At 68.3% G+C, this 14,036-nt stretch carries 16 protein-coding genes; 10 read left to right on the forward strand and 6 right to left on the reverse strand.

What is annotated here, in order from left to right; all coding sequences use genetic code 11:
- Positions 1-119: 119 nt before the first annotated feature.
- A complete protein-coding gene (locus tag AB0C30_RS03835; protein ID WP_357939258.1) occupies positions 120-1,094 on the forward strand; it encodes a YihY/virulence factor BrkB family protein in 975 nt (324 codons plus the stop codon).
- Here the strand turns inward: AB0C30_RS03835 and rph are convergent.
- Complete coding sequence (rph, locus tag AB0C30_RS03840; protein ID WP_357939260.1) at positions 1,073-3,733, reverse strand: rifamycin-inactivating phosphotransferase; 2,661 nt, start codon at positions 3,731-3,733, stop codon at positions 1,073-1,075. The genes AB0C30_RS03835 and rph overlap by 22 nt on opposite strands.
- A gap of 157 nt (positions 3,734-3,890) precedes the next feature.
- On the opposite strand from rph, the gene AB0C30_RS03845 reads away from it, so the two are divergent.
- The gene (locus AB0C30_RS03845) at positions 3,891-4,496 is read left to right on the forward strand and encodes a TetR/AcrR family transcriptional regulator (RefSeq protein ID WP_357939262.1); all 606 of its coding nucleotides are present in this window, start codon (positions 3,891-3,893) and stop codon (positions 4,494-4,496) included.
- Between the two features lie 410 nt (positions 4,497-4,906).
- Positions 4,907-5,284, forward strand: a complete 378-nt coding sequence (locus tag AB0C30_RS03850) for a hypothetical protein (protein ID WP_357939264.1) — start codon at positions 4,907-4,909, stop codon at positions 5,282-5,284.
- Positions 5,285-5,762: 478 nt separating this feature from the next.
- On the opposite strand, the gene AB0C30_RS03855 is transcribed toward AB0C30_RS03850, so the two are convergent.
- The 5 genes from AB0C30_RS03855 to AB0C30_RS03875 all read right to left on the reverse strand — a co-directional run bounded on the left by AB0C30_RS03855 (position 5,763) and on the right by AB0C30_RS03875 (position 7,349).
- Positions 5,763-5,888 (reverse strand): hypothetical protein, encoded by a 126-nt coding sequence (locus tag AB0C30_RS03855; RefSeq protein WP_357939266.1) that lies wholly within the window; start codon positions 5,886-5,888, stop codon positions 5,763-5,765.
- Between the two features lie 149 nt (positions 5,889-6,037).
- Entirely contained in the window at positions 6,038-6,178 is a 141-nt protein-coding gene (locus tag AB0C30_RS03860; protein WP_357939268.1) for a hypothetical protein, read from the reverse strand.
- A 147-nt stretch (positions 6,179-6,325) separates the two neighbouring features.
- Positions 6,326-6,625, reverse strand: a complete 300-nt coding sequence (locus AB0C30_RS03865) for a hypothetical protein (RefSeq protein WP_357939270.1) — start codon at positions 6,623-6,625, stop codon at positions 6,326-6,328.
- The gene (locus tag AB0C30_RS03870) at positions 6,622-6,846 is read right to left on the reverse strand and encodes a hypothetical protein (RefSeq protein WP_357939272.1); all 225 of its coding nucleotides are present in this window, start codon (positions 6,844-6,846) and stop codon (positions 6,622-6,624) included. Before AB0C30_RS03870 ends, AB0C30_RS03865 begins: the two co-directional genes overlap by 4 nt.
- 374 nt (positions 6,847-7,220) lie before the next feature.
- Positions 7,221-7,349: a hypothetical protein gene (locus AB0C30_RS03875; protein WP_357939274.1), complete on the reverse strand. Its 129-nt coding sequence runs from the start codon at positions 7,347-7,349 to the stop codon at positions 7,221-7,223.
- 494 nt (positions 7,350-7,843) lie between these two features.
- On the opposite strand from AB0C30_RS03875, the gene AB0C30_RS03880 reads away from it, so the two are divergent.
- The 7 genes from AB0C30_RS03880 (at position 7,844) to AB0C30_RS03910 (ending at position 14,032) form a co-directional block, all read left to right on the forward strand.
- Positions 7,844-8,359 carry a hypothetical protein gene (locus tag AB0C30_RS03880; RefSeq protein WP_357939276.1) on the forward strand — a complete coding sequence of 172 codons (516 nt, stop codon included), beginning with the start codon at positions 7,844-7,846 and terminating at the stop codon, positions 8,357-8,359.
- Between the two features lie 142 nt (positions 8,360-8,501).
- The gene (locus AB0C30_RS03885; RefSeq protein WP_357939278.1) at positions 8,502-9,131 is read left to right on the forward strand and encodes a GNAT family N-acetyltransferase; all 630 of its coding nucleotides are present in this window, start codon (positions 8,502-8,504) and stop codon (positions 9,129-9,131) included.
- A gap of 78 nt (positions 9,132-9,209) precedes the next feature.
- Positions 9,210-10,091 (forward strand): alpha/beta hydrolase, encoded by an 882-nt coding sequence (locus AB0C30_RS03890; RefSeq protein ID WP_357939280.1) that lies wholly within the window; start codon positions 9,210-9,212, stop codon positions 10,089-10,091.
- Positions 10,092-10,222: 131 nt separating this feature from the next.
- Positions 10,223-10,489, forward strand: a complete 267-nt coding sequence (locus tag AB0C30_RS03895) for a hypothetical protein (protein WP_357939282.1) — start codon at positions 10,223-10,225, stop codon at positions 10,487-10,489.
- 3 nt (positions 10,490-10,492) lie between these two features.
- Positions 10,493-11,704: a phosphotransferase gene (locus AB0C30_RS03900; protein WP_357939284.1), complete on the forward strand. Its 1,212-nt coding sequence runs from the start codon at positions 10,493-10,495 to the stop codon at positions 11,702-11,704.
- Positions 11,697-12,689: a T3SS effector HopA1 family protein gene (locus AB0C30_RS03905; protein ID WP_357939286.1), complete on the forward strand. Its 993-nt coding sequence runs from the start codon at positions 11,697-11,699 to the stop codon at positions 12,687-12,689. The genes AB0C30_RS03900 and AB0C30_RS03905 overlap by 8 nt, the downstream gene beginning before the upstream one ends.
- Positions 12,686-14,032, forward strand: a complete 1,347-nt coding sequence (locus AB0C30_RS03910) for a lanthionine synthetase LanC family protein (RefSeq protein ID WP_357939288.1) — start codon at positions 12,686-12,688, stop codon at positions 14,030-14,032. The genes AB0C30_RS03905 and AB0C30_RS03910 overlap by 4 nt, the downstream gene beginning before the upstream one ends.
- The last annotated feature ends 4 nt before the right edge of the window (positions 14,033-14,036 follow it).

The following is a 14,036-nucleotide window of genomic DNA, read 5'->3' on the forward strand; positions in this document are numbered from 1 at the left end:
TTTTGTATAGCTCGCTGCCTGCTGAGAAAGCCTACTATGCGTGCGTATAGCGGTCGCAGGCATAGGGATGGAGGGCGAGGGTAGCCGCCAGGCCACGACCAGCTGAGGGCGGGAAGATCGTGACGCAGGTAGTCGAAGGGCCGGCGGAGTTGTCCAAGCGCTCCTGGTGGGGAGTGCTCAAGCGGACCGTCAAGGAGTTCAGGGACGACAAGGTCACCGACTGGGCGGCGGCGCTCACTTACTACGCGGTCCTGTCGATCTTCCCGGCGCTGCTGGCGGTCGTCTCGCTGCTCGGCGTGTTCGGCCAGTCGGCCACGCAGCCGCTGGTGGACAACCTGAGCGCGATGGCGCCGGGGCCCGCGCGGCAGATCATCGACACCGCGCTCCAGGCGTTGCAGGAGAGCCCGCGCGCCGCGAGCCTCGCCACCGTGGTCGGCCTCGCCATCGCCCTGTGGTCGGCCTCCGGCTACGTGGGGGCCTTCATGCGGGCCTCGAACGTCATGTACGAGATGCCGGAAGGCCGCCCCGTCTGGAAGACACTGCCGCTGCGCCTGGCCATCACCACCGTGCTGGTGGTCCTGATGGCGGCCGGCGCGGTCGCCGTCGTGTTCACCGGCGGGCTCGCCGATCAGGCCGGCCGGCTCCTCGGCATCGGTCAGACCGCTCTGACCGTGTGGGGCATCGCCAAGTGGCCGATCCTGGTCCTTGTCGTGACGTTCGTGCTGGCTCTGCTGTACTGGGCGGCGCCCAACGTCGTACACCCCGGCTTCCGGTGGATCACCCCCGGCAGCCTGCTGGCCGTCACGGTGTGGATCGTCGCGTCCGCCGCGTTCGGCTTCTACGTGGCCAACTTCGCCACCTACAGCAAGACCTACGCCGCGCTGGCCGGTGTCGTCGTCTTCCTGATCTGGCTGTGGATCACCAACATCGCCGTGCTGCTCGGCGTGGAGTTCGACGCCGAGCTCGCCCGCGAACGCGCCATCGAGGCCGGTCAGTCTCCTGGACGGGAGCCGTACGTCGAGCCACGCGACACCACGAAGATCGATGATGCGGACATTGACCGTACTCGTGATCAGGACAGCAGCTCCACGTAGCCCTCGCTGCCGTTCACCCGGATGAGCTGCCCGTCCTTGATGCGCTGGGTGGCGCCCTCCACGCCGACGACCGACGGCAGGCCGTACTCCCGCGCGACCACCGCGCCGTGCGTCATCACCCCGCCGACCTCCATGACGACGCCCTTCACCGAGACGAACAGCGCCGACCAGCTCGGGTCGGTGAAGACCGTGACCAGGATGTCGCCCTCCTCCACCTCGGCGTCCTCCATGCTCAGGACGACCCGCGCGCGGCCCTCCACGACGCCGGACGACACCGGGATGCCCGCCAGCGCCCCCTCGGGCCGGTCGCCCGCGTCGTACTCGCCGTTGATCACCTCGCCCTCCGAGGTGATCACTCGCGGCGGGGTCAGCTTCTGGTACGTCTCGTGCGCCTCCCGCCGTTCGGTGATCACCGCGTAGTCCAGCCGCCCGCTGTTGACCACCTGCCTGAACTCCTCCAGCGACAGGAAGTAGACGTCCTCCGGCTCCTTGATCACGCCCTGCGCCACCAGCTTCCTGGCCTCGCCCATCAGCGCCTGCTTGTACAGGCCGTAGCGCTGCAGGCACGCGTGCTTGGAGTACTCCCGGTACCCGATGAAGTGGCGCACCAGGCTCATCTGCCGCGCCGCCTTCTTCGCCTTCCGGCCGCCCACCTTGCTTCTCAGCTGGTCCAGGAGGTCGTTCATCGAGCGCTCGGCGTCCGCGCGCCCCTGCTCGACGCGGCGCTCGCGCTCGCCGGGCGGGAAGTTCTTGATGTTGCCGAGGATGAGGGGGACGAGCAGCGTCGGGTCCTCGCTCCAGCGCGTCCTGGTGATGTCGATGTCGCCCTGGCAGTGCATGCCGTACTTGTGCAGGTACTCCTCGATGGCCTGGCGCACGACGTCGCCGCCGTCGAGGTCGGAGAGCCCGGTGAAGAACGTGTCGCGCTCGGGTCCGCCCTTGCCCGCGCCCACGCCCGCGCCTTCCGCGAAATAGTCGACGACGGCCGGGTACCTCCGTACCACGTCGGAGACGTCGAGCAGGTCGAGCCCCATCGCCGCCACGACGTTGTGGTCGGCCGACTGGCCGACGGCGTCGGCGGCGTTCTTCACGCCCAGCCAGGCGTTCATGTGCTTGTTGACCCAGTTCACCGACTGGATGCCGAGGAAGGCCGCCGCCACGCTCCGCGGCTCGAACATGATGTCGGTCAGCTCGCGATGGTCCTCGATGATGAACGCGAACACGTCGTCACCGGACTTCCCGGCGATCGCCTCCCGGAGCCTGGCCACCGACTCCTCGTTCTGGGCGATGAGCTCGGGGACCACGCTGGGGTCGTCCTCGCGGGACAGCTTGAGGTATTGGCGGGCCATCGGCAGGGGCCCGCCCTTGCCGAAGTTCATCACCGACGTCTTCCCGTGGGCCAGCGACTTGACGAAGTCCTTCCGGCTCAGCACGGTGCGCAGGGCGTTGGCCATCAGCACGTCGACCTGACCGAGGCTCTTGATCGTGACCGGCCGGGCCCACGTCGACGAGAGCTCGTTGGACATGTCCTTGTAGAACCGGTTCCCGGCGACCGCCATCTTCGGGCGGCCGAGCCACTCGTCCAGCAGGAGGAAGAACGACAGGCCGAGCGGGGTGAACGCGTCGGTCATCATCTGGCGATGCCCGTACGAGATGTAGACGTGGTTCTTGCCGTCGTCCGAGGCCGGAACCGGGTACAGCGTGGTGATGGGACGGCTCTGCAGCACGTGGAACACACCGTCCGACAGGCCCCACTCGATGTCCTGCGGCCGGCCGAAGTGGGCCTCGATCCGCCGCCCGAGGGTCTCCAGCTGAAGGATCTGCTCGTCGGCCAGGGTCTGCGCGTTCTGCCGCCCGGCCTCCACCGGCCGCTCCTCCGTGCCGCCGTCCGCCGAGGCGCGCAGCTCCATCGTCTGGACGGAGACCACCTTGTCGATGATCTGCCCCGCCTTGACCCGGTAGGTGTCGGCGTTGACCAGGCCGGAGACCAGCGCCTCGCCCAGGCCGAAACCCGCGTCGATCGAGACCACCGTCCGGTTGGACGTGACGGGGTCGGCGGTGAACATGATGCCCGCCGCCTCGGGAAAGACCATCCGCTGCACGACCACCGAGACCTGGACCGCGCGGTGGTCGAAGCCGCTCCTGATGCGGTACGCCACGGCCCGGTCGGTGAACAGCGACGCCCAGCACCGCCTGACGTTGTGGACCACCGACTCGGGGCCGCGGACGTTCAGATAGGTGTCCTGCTGGCCGGCGAAGGAGCTCGACGGCAGGTCCTCGGCGGTGGCGCTCGACCGTACGGCACAGGGGACGTCGCCGAGGTCCGCCAGATGGGTGATGATGTCCCGCTCGATCTCATCGGGCACGGCCAGCGCCTCGATCGTCGCACGAAGGCGGGCGCAGGCGGCGGCGATAGCCGGGCGGTCGTCGGCCCGCAGACCGGCCAGCCCATCGATCAGCATGCTGACCGTGGGATCCCCCTCCACGATTGCCCGATACGCCGCAGTGGTCACGCAGAACCCGTCCGGCACGCGAACGCCGTCGATGCCGGACAGCTCGCCGAGGTTGGCGCCCTTCCCACCGACCTGGGGGAGCAGGGTCTTGTCGATCTCGTGGAAGCCGAGTACGTAGGCGCTCATCGCTGAATCCCATCTGCCCTCTCGTGTGAAGGGCTTCGAGCCACTACCAATACAGTACAGTACTGTATTGAAATCAAACCGCAGGAGGCCCCATGCCCTTCGATCACCCAGGCTCGCCGCTCGGGCCGGTCCGGCGCCGCGCGGCTAGAATGCGGTCGTGTCTCGCCCCTTCGACATGACCGGAACCTCGCAGCGGCCGGCCGGTCGGCCGCGCAGCCAGGAGGTGGACGCGGCCATCCTCGCCGCCGCACTGGACCTGCTGATCGAACGGGGCGCCGTGCTCACCAGCATCGAGCAGGTCGCCCAGCGGGCCGGCGTGACCCGGGCCACCGTCTACCGGAGATTCCCCGACAAGACCTCACTGCTGATCCAGGCCATCGAGTCGGTCCACCAAGCCCCCGAGTCGGAGGTCCTCGACTGGCCGGACATCGACCGGATGCTGACCGACTGGGCCACCTATCTGAGCATGCCGCGAAACCGCTGCATGCTCCGCAGGCTTTATGGCGCCGTGGACGACTATCCCGAGCTGCTCCAGACGTACCGCAAGTCCTACGGCGGCGGCCGCGCCTCGGCCGAGGTCACGACACTGAGCCGGGCCCGCGACAACGGCCAGCTGCCGCCGGACAGGGACCTGAACATCATCCAGCAGCTGCTCACCGGCGCGATATTGCACCACCTCGGCGCGTACCCGGACTCGACGAGCGCGGACGACGTCAAGACATACCTCACGGCCGTACTCCAGCAGATCGGCTACCACCCCTGACAGGCAAGGCCTTCCCTTTGGGCGCTTCGCGCTATAGAAGTCAGGCTGTGTTTTATGGGGGCTCAGCGCCCCCCATGCCCCCACAAAAGCATGGTCCTCGCTTCGCTCGGGCACCCTTATTGGGGGCTTCGCCCCTGGGCGAGAGGCTTGCCAGCCCCTCGCGCTCCCCGGCATTTAGCCGATTCGACCCCGTCCAGTACTTCGGCGGTAGGAAACGGGCTGCGCAAGTTGCTGCCATAAACGCAAGGCATTAAGATCATCCGCAGCTCCTTTTCGCCGAGCAAGGCTTCGGTGTGACCGTTCCCGCGCCTAATGCGCGTTCGAGGACCGGTCGAGCATTGCCATATGTTCGGAGCGTCGGGCGCCCAAAGTGGTTAATCGATGTTCTCCCTCTGATCCGAAGGTTCCTTATGGATATTTCGAATATCGCTCGTTCCGCCATGATGGTCCTTGCGACCGCTGCCCTGGTCTCGACAGCTTCTGCCTGCGGGGGTAGCGCCGACACCGCAGGTAGCGCTGAGACTGCAGGTAGCGCCGACACCGCAGGTAGCGCCGACGCTAAGTCCGTCGACAAGGCGGCACTGATTGCCGCCATGACGAAAAAGGCGCCGGAGACTAAGGATCTCCCAGCTTCGACCCTCGACTGCATGGTTGGCGCGATGATGAAGTATGGCGACCAGCCCACGCTGCAGGGCATCGTCGACGGCAAGCTGGACGTCAGCAACGATTTCAAGGCTTTCGGCGCAAAGGAGAAGCAGGTGCAAAGAGCAGTCAGCAATTGCACATAGCGCTGCCCCACCCCGATGGTCAACCGGCCTGACAAGCAAGGACCTCCCCTTTGGGCGCTTCGCGCTATGGGAGGTCGGGCTGTGTTTAATGGGGGGCTCGGCGCCCCCCACTCCCCCACAAAAGCATGGTCCTCGCTTCGCTCGGGCGCCCTTATCGGGGGCTTCGCCCCCCGGGCGAGGGGCTTGCCAGCCCCTCGCGCTCCCCGGCATTCGGCCGATTCGACCACGTCCAGTTCTTCGGCAGTCGAAAGCGAGCAGCGCATTGTCGTCCGGGGGGCGCCGGAGTTGGTCGGCAGCGAAACCCAATTCTTCGAGCCCTTACGCATTTCCGCATTAACAGAATTGTTGACCGCCGGTGACCCGCTCTTTCTTCCGCCCTGATGACGGGCCGTGACCCTTGCGGTGACCTCCCGAAGCGGCACGGCCGGCCGTGAGCGGTCAACCCCAGAGCCGGATCCTCCGCCAGACTCATGACGAGTCACCGCGTTCGGCTCGTGATATGCCCCCACACCCAGCTCAGCCAGTTCCAGCCGAGCATGCCACTCACGATGATGACGACGCCGGCGGATAGACCGAACGCGGTCAGCATCACTTGTAGATCCATTCAAATCTCTCCATGAGCGAGGGGTGTGGGGCGGCCCGGTCGAGGCCCTCCGGCGGAGAGCGGGCCGCCCGCCCGGCGGTTTGACGGACCGCCGGGGTCGTCGCCCGGCCCTTGCCGTCGAGTCGACAGAGGGGCAAGGGCCGGGCTGTCTATGAGGTCCGCTCGGGCAGCAGGTTCGATACGTGCACGATCAGGGCCCTGGCAAACGTGAACTCCAGCGTGGAGAGATCGATCAGCGGGACGTCCTGGAAGGCCGGCCTGCCGGAGGCGGAGAAGACGAGCCCCTTCACGCCCCACGGCTCGTAGTCGGGCGAGGTATAGACATGGGCTTCGCGCTGGAGATAAGGGCAGGCGGTCCGTGCCTCTGGGATGCACCGCAGGCATGTTGGAGGCTTGCTGAGGCGACCGGACGTGGCGGGTAGCTCCTCGTGGAACACCTAGGACAGGCGCCCGGTGCCCGGATCCATCGCAGGGTCCTCGCACACCTGGCAGAGCCGGTGCAGCATGCATTCCCGCTGCCGGATCGTGTGCATCTCCTTGTAGTTGACCTCCCCGCGCCGAGCGCACTTCTGCCGGGCCCACAGCACGCCCATAACCCAGTCGCTCGCCGCCGGATCGGCATATGACAGCCGACGCCCGCTCAGCGCCCAGACGTCGTGGATGACAGCAAGGTTGAGCGAGACGGTCTCCTCGCTGTAGGCGATGACATACGGCACCCGGAGGGCGGTCGTGGTCATGCCGCCTCCAACGCGTCCATGTACATGGCCTCGTTCACCAGTCCGACGTTCGTATCGGCGAGCGGCGGACGTTCCGGTGGCCAGTCACCGCGTCGAGCCCGCCAGATCCGGTCGGCTCCACGCGATACCTCCCAGCCGGGGCGGGCGCGCAACAGCAGGCCGCACGCCCACTGCGCATGAGCCGGGCCATCGAAGTAAGCGCCAGCCTCTGCGGGAGTCACGTCAGCTCCCCCGTCCGGTACCGCAACTCCCGCCTGGACGTGGGTCACTGCGGACAGCCGAACTCCTGTGGCTCTGGCGGCAGCTTCGGCGGATCTTCTGCTCGCACCGTTCTCCTTATGGTCGAGGGCCGGGGTCCCGTGCGGTGGATACGGGACCCGGCCAGCCCCTGCCGGTCCGGAACGGGCAGGGACGCATCCGGCAACGAGCCATGAGGACCAGGCGGCGTGCCAGAAGTCTTGATGGTCGCCCCGCGCCGTCCCTCCGGCCGCCGCCATCTGGGCTGCGGGCCAATGAGTCGCGGGGCCACCCACCCGGCGCACCGTGACGGGGGCGACGCGGCAGGCCGGGGAGTTCTTAAGCTCGATCGCCAGCATCAGAGTGCCGCCTGCTCGACCTGGGGCAGGTGGCGACGCCGTGGTGGTTCGGCTCGCGGGCAGGCGACGCGATCCACGCGGGGATCGGCCTGCTCGGACAGGTACACCTTGCCGTTGGCGGTGCGCATCCCGCTGACGATCTCGCCGTATGCGACGCACTGTGTGGTGTGGTCGTTCAGGGCGTTCTGGTGCTCAGACTCCAGGAGGTCTGGATGGGCCGAGGAGAGACCGTGGTCGGTCTGCCGACGCCGAGTAACCTCGCCGTCGGCAGACCTGCTCGGGGCGTCAACGCCCGGTCTGGCGGGCGGTCGCGTAGGGGGTACGGACCCGTGGCTGTCCATGTCCTGGACGGTAGAGGCGGCATGTCATGCACATCGCGTTATCGAGACGTCCAGGACCTTGCGGCGTTACCGTCAAAACGTCCCCGACGTCCTCAGTCCCCCGAGGTGCACCGTGGCCGACGCTGGTTGCAGGACGAACTCGCCTTCCACGCCTTCGACGCCAGTGGTCCGTCGGAGAGGCACTAGGAGCTGAGACATCCGTGCTATGGCCAGACGCCCTTCGCAACACCCTCAAGACTGGGCCGGATCGCGAAGTCCTGACCGTCTATCCGTATCGCTCCGTGTGTCCAAAGTCGATCTGGTGCAATCTGATCAACTCCGCGGGCGACGAGATCGTCTTCGCCGACTACACCAACTACTTCTTGTGGCTCGAACACCCCAACCTCGCAACGCTCCTTGAGCGGAAAGCCCAGCAGGGATGCAAGATCTGGTTCGTGGTCGGAGACCCGGACAGCGACGTGACCCGTCGCCGTGAGGAGGCGGAGGGCGCCCCGTTGACCGTTTCGACCCGCATCCGGATCACTCTGTCCGAGATCGAGCGGCTGCGGGACGTCGCGGGGGTGGAGGCCCGGTACGGCGATGAGCATCTCGCCATGAGTGTCTTCCGATTCGACTCCGAGATGCTCGTCACCCCGCATCTGTCCAAGCTGGTGGGGCACGACTCACCGATGCTGCACCTGCGGCGCCATCAGGACGACGGCCTGTTCGACCGGCTCGCGCAGCACGCTTCCGAGCTTTGGCGCAATGGCCGTGAGGTGTGGGAGCGGCCTCAGGGGCTGGGAGGCGGATCCTCCTGACTGTGTTCGGGTTGGAGCTCCCGATCTCTTGGTGGTGAGGTCGGAGGTGTACTAGTTCAATTCCTGGTAGGACTAGTGCACTTGTTTTCGGTAAATGTCCGGATAGGGCGCGTATAGCCGACGGCATCGATACCGTGTGCGCATGGCACTTGATACGGCGTACGCATCCGTGCGGCGGGCGGATGTCGAAGACCATCAGGCGGTGTTGGACGTCCTCGCCGTGGCGTTCATGAACGATCCCGTCGCCTGCTGGGCCTTCCCTGAGGCGGGCGAGAGAGGTCGGCTGCAGCCGCGCTTCTACCGCTCCTTGCTCAGCCATCCCGCCGGGGAGGCATACCTGATCGGCCGTCGCGAGGGGGCGTCGGTGTGGCTGACGTTGGCGGCGGGCCAGACGCTCTCTGCGGAGCATCCGGTCTCTGAGGGGCGTCCGGATGCACCAGAGACGGGCCCGGACATGCTCTTCAGTGAGAGCAGTGCGCGGGCGCGGGCTCTGGATGAGGCGCTGGCTGAGCGGCACCCCGCTCACGAACCGCACCTCTACCTGCCGTGCATAGGGGTGGTCGGCGAGCGGCGGGGGGCCGGGCTGGGCTCGGCGATGCTGCGGCACCGGCTGGCGCGGGCGGACGCCGACGGGCTCGGCACTTATCTGGAGGCGAGTTCGCCCCGGAGCCGTGCCCTCTATCTGCGGTACGGATTCGAGAATCTCGGCGAACCGCTTCGCGTGGCCGACAGCCCGCTCCTGTGGCCGATGTGGCGCCCACCCAGCCGTTGACGGCGACGTGCGACAACGCCGCCGACTCGCGGCATCCAGCAAACACAGCGGTACCCAATAACCACGAGGGAAGAACAGATGAACCACGAAGCAGCGGCCAACGTTGATCGGCGCCCGCCGACCCTGGTGTTCGTCCACGGCACCAACTCCTCGTCCGCCCTGGCATCCGGGCTGATCACCGAACTCAACCTGCGCGGGCACCGGAGCGTGGCCGTCGACCTTCCGGGACACGGCGGCGAGGCGTTCTTCCCCCGTGGGTACCAGGCGCCGCAGGATCTTGAGGCGCTGGCGACCGAGCCGTCGCCGCTCGCCAAGATCACCATTGACGACTATGTCGAGCGGGTCGCTGATGTGGTGCGCCGCGCCCGCCGCCACGGGCCGGTGATTCTCGCCGGCGTCGACCAGGGCGGTGTCACCGTGAGCAGGGTCGGCAACGCCATCCCCGATCTGCTCGACCGGGTGGTCTATGTCGCGGCGTACTGCTGCGTCGACCTGCCGAACATGGCCGCCTATCTCGAAACGCCGGAGAACAGCGAGAGCCTGTTCCCCCAATTGACCGCGGCGATGGTCGCCGACCCGGCGGCCCTGGGGGTGAGCCGGCTCAACTGGCGTTCGGCCGACCCGGCGGTGTTCCAAGGCGTCAAAGCGGCCCTTGCCGGTGACTTCACCGACGAAGGTGTGAGCCGGCTGCTCAACCTGCTCGAACCAGACGAGACCGCCACCATTCCCATGGCCGAAGCCCGGGGCCAGGCGGAGACCTGGGGCCGGATTCCCCGTACCTATGTGCGCTTCACCCTCGACCGGCTGGTTCCGCCGGCGCTGCAGGACCGGTTCATCAACGAGGCCGACCGCCTCACTCCGGACAACCCGACTGACGTGCGAAGCATCGCGGCGCCCCATTTCGGGCCGTTCGACCGGCCTGAGCTGGTGGACATCTTCGCCGAGCTCGCCGGCCGCTGATCTCACCCCGGGGTTCCCGGCCATGCGGCATGGAACGGGTTGGAACGTAGTGGAACGCCATATCTCCAGGGGGCCGCCTCACAAACGGATGCGACGACATCATTCGCCGCACATCCTTGGGGAGAACAACCATGAGCATTCAGTACGGCGTCACCGCGGTCACGGCGCAAGCGTCCTTTCTCCAGGGCGGCATCGCGGCCCGGTACCTGCCTTCGGCCGACGTCGCTCCGTTCGCGGTGCGCCGGGACCCCTACGTCCGCGCCTCGGGGACGCAGGGCATCGACTGTTCGATCAACCAGCACATCCCGACCTGCCGATTCCCGACGACCGATTGCACCAACCGCTGCCCTGACACGCCGACCGGTTCCTTCTGCCCGACCCGCGAGTTCGTGTGCTAGCCGATGGTTCTCGCTCTGCCGGAACTCACCACGTACCTGCTGGATCGGCGGCACGTTCACCCGGAGGCGGTGGTCGACGGTGGTCTCACCATCGTCGACGCGTCCCGCCGCAATCACAACGTCCTGGTGAGTGCTGAGCCGGCGGTCGGGCTGTTCGTCAAGCAGGGTCGTTCCGATCCGGTCCAGTCGGCTACCGGCTGGACCGGGAGCGGATCGCTGGCGCACGAGGCGGCGGTCTACTCTCTGCTCGACTCACTACCGCGCCCTTCCAGCGGCGGGGGGATAACGGGAGCACTGCCGCGCTGCCGTGGATTCGACGCCGACCGCGATCTGCTCATCCTGGAATCGCTGCCGGACGCGTCGGATCTCACCTCGTACCACTCTCGTACGCGCCGTTTTCCGGCCACCGTCGGAACCCGGCTCGGGACCGCGCTCGCCGACCTGCACGAGCGCGCCTTTCACGCGGCGCGGCGAAATCCGGCGGACTTTCCCGGGCGGCTGCCCTGGGTGCTCGGGATCGACCGTCCGGGAACGGCGTTCTACCGCGAGATGAGCAACGCGGGCCTCGAACTCGTCCGCATCCTGCAGTCGTCCCCGGAGCTCCGGGCGGCGCTCGCGGCACTGCGTACCGGCTGGCGTCAGGATGCCTTCGTCCACCACGACGTCAAATGGGACAACTGCCTGGTCCTCGCGGGCGGGGCGTCGGGGCGGCGTACCCGGGTGGCGCTCGTCGACTGGGAGTTCGCCGACCTGGGAGACGCGTGCTGGGACACCGGTTCGGTGTTCGGCTCCTACCTCGGCTGCTGGCTGGCCTCGATCCCGGTAACCGGCAGCGAACTGCCCGACCGCTATCTGGAGCTGGCCGAGTACCCGCTGACGCGCATGCGGCCGGCGATGGGCGCGTTCTGGGCGGCGTACGCCGGCGCGCGTGAGTGGGACGCCGCGACGGCGGACGCGGCGCTGATCCGCAGCGCCCGCTACGCCGGGGCGCGCCTGCTGCAGTCGGCGTACGAACGGGCCCAGGGTGCTGCCCGCGTCTCCACGACCGTGGTGTGCCTGGCCCAGTTGGCGGAGAACGTGCTGGTACGGCCGGAAGAAGCGGTCGAGCACCTGCTCGGTGTGCCTTTGCGAGGCGAACCTGACCGACTGGGTGTACCCCTACGGCGAGAAGCTGACCTGGTCGGCGTGACCCTGCAAGGAGGGGCTGATGAGTGACAGCCGCGCGTTGGTGGCCGAGGCCGTCGCCGCGACGCGTATTCACCCGCCGACGCGCTACACCTGGTTCGGGCGAATGTCGCCCCGGCTGACCGCGCGCGCCGCCCGGGTGCTCAGCCCGCGTGCCAGCCGGGACTATCTGGTGCACCGGCTGGCCGGTCAGTTGTACGGCGACTTCTACCGGCGCGGCCGGGCCGAGCCGCCACGCTGGAATGTTCAGGGGTCGTCCGCGAGCCGTAGCGGCTTCGCGGCCGCGCTGTCGGCGGCGAACCGCGGGCAGGGATATCTGGACGACGGCTGGCACGTGCGCGGAATCGACGAGCGCGGGGTGATGGTCGCCAAGAACGGGCTGGAGCTGACCGTCCACGCCACCGAGCTGTCGGGCGTACCGGTCGTCGGTGAACGGGCCGCGATGCGGCTGCCCAAGGAGCTCTTCGAGATCTCCCCGGGCTTCTACCTGGCCCGCGCCGACCGCCCGATGGACACCGGGCCGAGCGGCCGGGTGGTGCGGTTGTACTGGAACCTCCGCGCGGACGGTGCCGTCCCGTTCGTCGGGGCCGCGACGCGGCTGCTCAACTCGGCGGGCGCGGCCTTCCAGCTCAAGGTGTTGAACGACCCCGGCGCCTTCAGCCGGTGCGACGCGGGGGTGGTCTACCTGGCCCGTGACGACTACCCGGAGCTGGCCGACCTGATGCTGGCGCTGCATGCCGAGATCGGTGGGTTCCTGTCGCCTCGGACACCGGTGTTCACCGCCGAGCTGGCGCCCGGCCTGGGGTTCGCCGAAGATCCGGGAACGGGGGAGAGCTTCGGGGAGCACCGCTGCCGGCTGCTCGCGGAGGCACTGGTGCGGTCGCACGAATCGGGGTGGACGGACGACGCGGCCAGACTGGCGGCCGTCGAAGAACGCTTCGCCCGCGCCGGGATCGACCTGGACGCCCCGCACCTGAGCCCTGACCCGCCCGCAGACCTGGCTCTCGCCCCATGACCGCGCCGCTTGGCGGGCCCGCGGCCGAGCAGTTGACGGTCGCGGTGGCGATCGGCGAGCGGCTCGTGAAGGAGGCTGTCTGGTCGGGGGAGCGCTGCAACTGGGTCGGTGCCGAGCCGGTGGACCTGCGGGACCGAGTCGGTGCGCTGACGTATCGGGCGCTGGGCCCCAATCTGTACGTGGGCAGCAGTGGCGTCGCGTTGTTCCTCGCCCAGCTGGCCGCGACCACCGGCCAGGACGAGCTCCGTCCGACGGCGCTGGCGGCGATGCGGCACGCGATCTCCAGGCGCGACGACGTCAGCTCGGCCGCCCGTCTGGGCTTCTACAGCGGCTGGGCCGGAATGGCGGCGACCGCGCTGCGCATCGGCCGACTGCTCGACTCCTCGGAGCTCGTCGACGCTGGGAGCGGCCTGCTCCACGACCTCGCCCAGCAGCTCCATGGGATGGCGGAGGGAGGGGGACAGGAGCGCGACCTCATGTCCGGAGTGACGGAGGGCGGGGAGCAGGAGTACGACCTCATGTCCGGGGTGGCCGGGTCCGTTCCGGCATTCGCCCTTGCATACCGGTGCACCGGCGACGAGCGGATGGCCGAGGCGGCGGTCACGGCGGCCCTCTGGTTGGGGAGATCCGCCAGGAAGTCCCGTACCGGCTGGTCCTGGCGCTCGCCCGGCCTGCGCAACCAGCACGACCTCACCGGCCTCTCGCACGGGGCGGCGGGGGTCGCCGTGGCCTTTCTGGAGGCGTACCGGCTGACCGGCGAGGAGATGTTCGCGACGGGGGCCCGCAACGCGATGCGTTACGAGGACCGCTGGCTGGACGTTGGGGAGGGCAACTGGCCGGACTTCCGGGAGAACACCGCCGACCGCCGCGCCCGCACCTTCGTGACCCTGTGGTGCCATGGCGCGCCGGGCATCGCGCTGTCCCGGCTGTACGCGTACAAGCTGCTCGGCGAGGCGCGGTGGCGGCATGACGCGATGACGGCACTCGCCACCACGGAGCGGGTGACACGCCCGCTGACGAACGGCGGCGGGGCCGACTTCTCGCTCTGCCACGGGCTCGCCGGCAACGCGGAACCCTTCGAGGAGGCCCGCGAGGTCCTCGGCGCCGTCGGCACGGTCATCCCACGGCTCGGCGCCGACGCCGTCGGCATGGACATCCCGCGGCTTGTCGCCGACCACGGTCTGGAGCGGTACGCGCGCACCGGTGTGAGCTGGCCGTGCGGGACTCATACCGCGGAGACCCCGAACCTGATGCTCGGTCTTGCCGGGATCGGCTACTTCTACCTGCGGCTGGCCGTGCCGCAGGTCCCGTCCGCGCTGTTGCCGGTTCGGTGGGACCGGTGACCGA

It is taken from the genome of Nonomuraea sp. NPDC048901 (genome assembly GCF_040649695.1).
GTDB lineage: Bacteria > Actinomycetota > Actinomycetes > Streptosporangiales > Streptosporangiaceae > Nonomuraea.

Excerpts from the sequence above, each read along its gene's own strand:
- AB0C30_RS03890 (WP_357939280.1), top strand. The coding sequence starts at position 9,210 with ATGAACCACGAAGCAGCGGCCAACGTTGATCGGCGCCCGCCGACCCTG.
- AB0C30_RS03855 (WP_357939266.1), bottom strand. The coding sequence starts at position 5,888 with ATGGATCTACAAGTGATGCTGACCGCGTTCGGTCTATCCGCCGGCGTC.
- AB0C30_RS03900 (WP_357939284.1), top strand. The coding sequence starts at position 10,493 with ATGGTTCTCGCTCTGCCGGAACTCACCACGTACCTGCTGGATCGGCGG.
- AB0C30_RS03910 (WP_357939288.1), top strand. The coding sequence starts at position 12,686 with ATGACCGCGCCGCTTGGCGGGCCCGCGGCCGAGCAGTTGACGGTCGCG.
- rph (WP_357939260.1), bottom strand. The coding sequence starts at position 3,733 with ATGAGCGCCTACGTACTCGGCTTCCACGAGATCGACAAGACCCTGCTC.
- AB0C30_RS03850 (WP_357939264.1), top strand. The coding sequence starts at position 4,907 with ATGGATATTTCGAATATCGCTCGTTCCGCCATGATGGTCCTTGCGACC.
- AB0C30_RS03885 (WP_357939278.1), top strand. The coding sequence starts at position 8,502 with ATGGCACTTGATACGGCGTACGCATCCGTGCGGCGGGCGGATGTCGAA.
- AB0C30_RS03875 (WP_357939274.1), bottom strand. The coding sequence starts at position 7,349 with ATGCGCACCGCCAACGGCAAGGTGTACCTGTCCGAGCAGGCCGATCCC.
- AB0C30_RS03895 (WP_357939282.1), top strand. The coding sequence starts at position 10,223 with ATGAGCATTCAGTACGGCGTCACCGCGGTCACGGCGCAAGCGTCCTTT.
- AB0C30_RS03905 (WP_357939286.1), top strand. The coding sequence starts at position 11,697 with ATGAGTGACAGCCGCGCGTTGGTGGCCGAGGCCGTCGCCGCGACGCGT.
- AB0C30_RS03865 (WP_357939270.1), bottom strand. The coding sequence starts at position 6,625 with ATGACCACGACCGCCCTCCGGGTGCCGTATGTCATCGCCTACAGCGAG.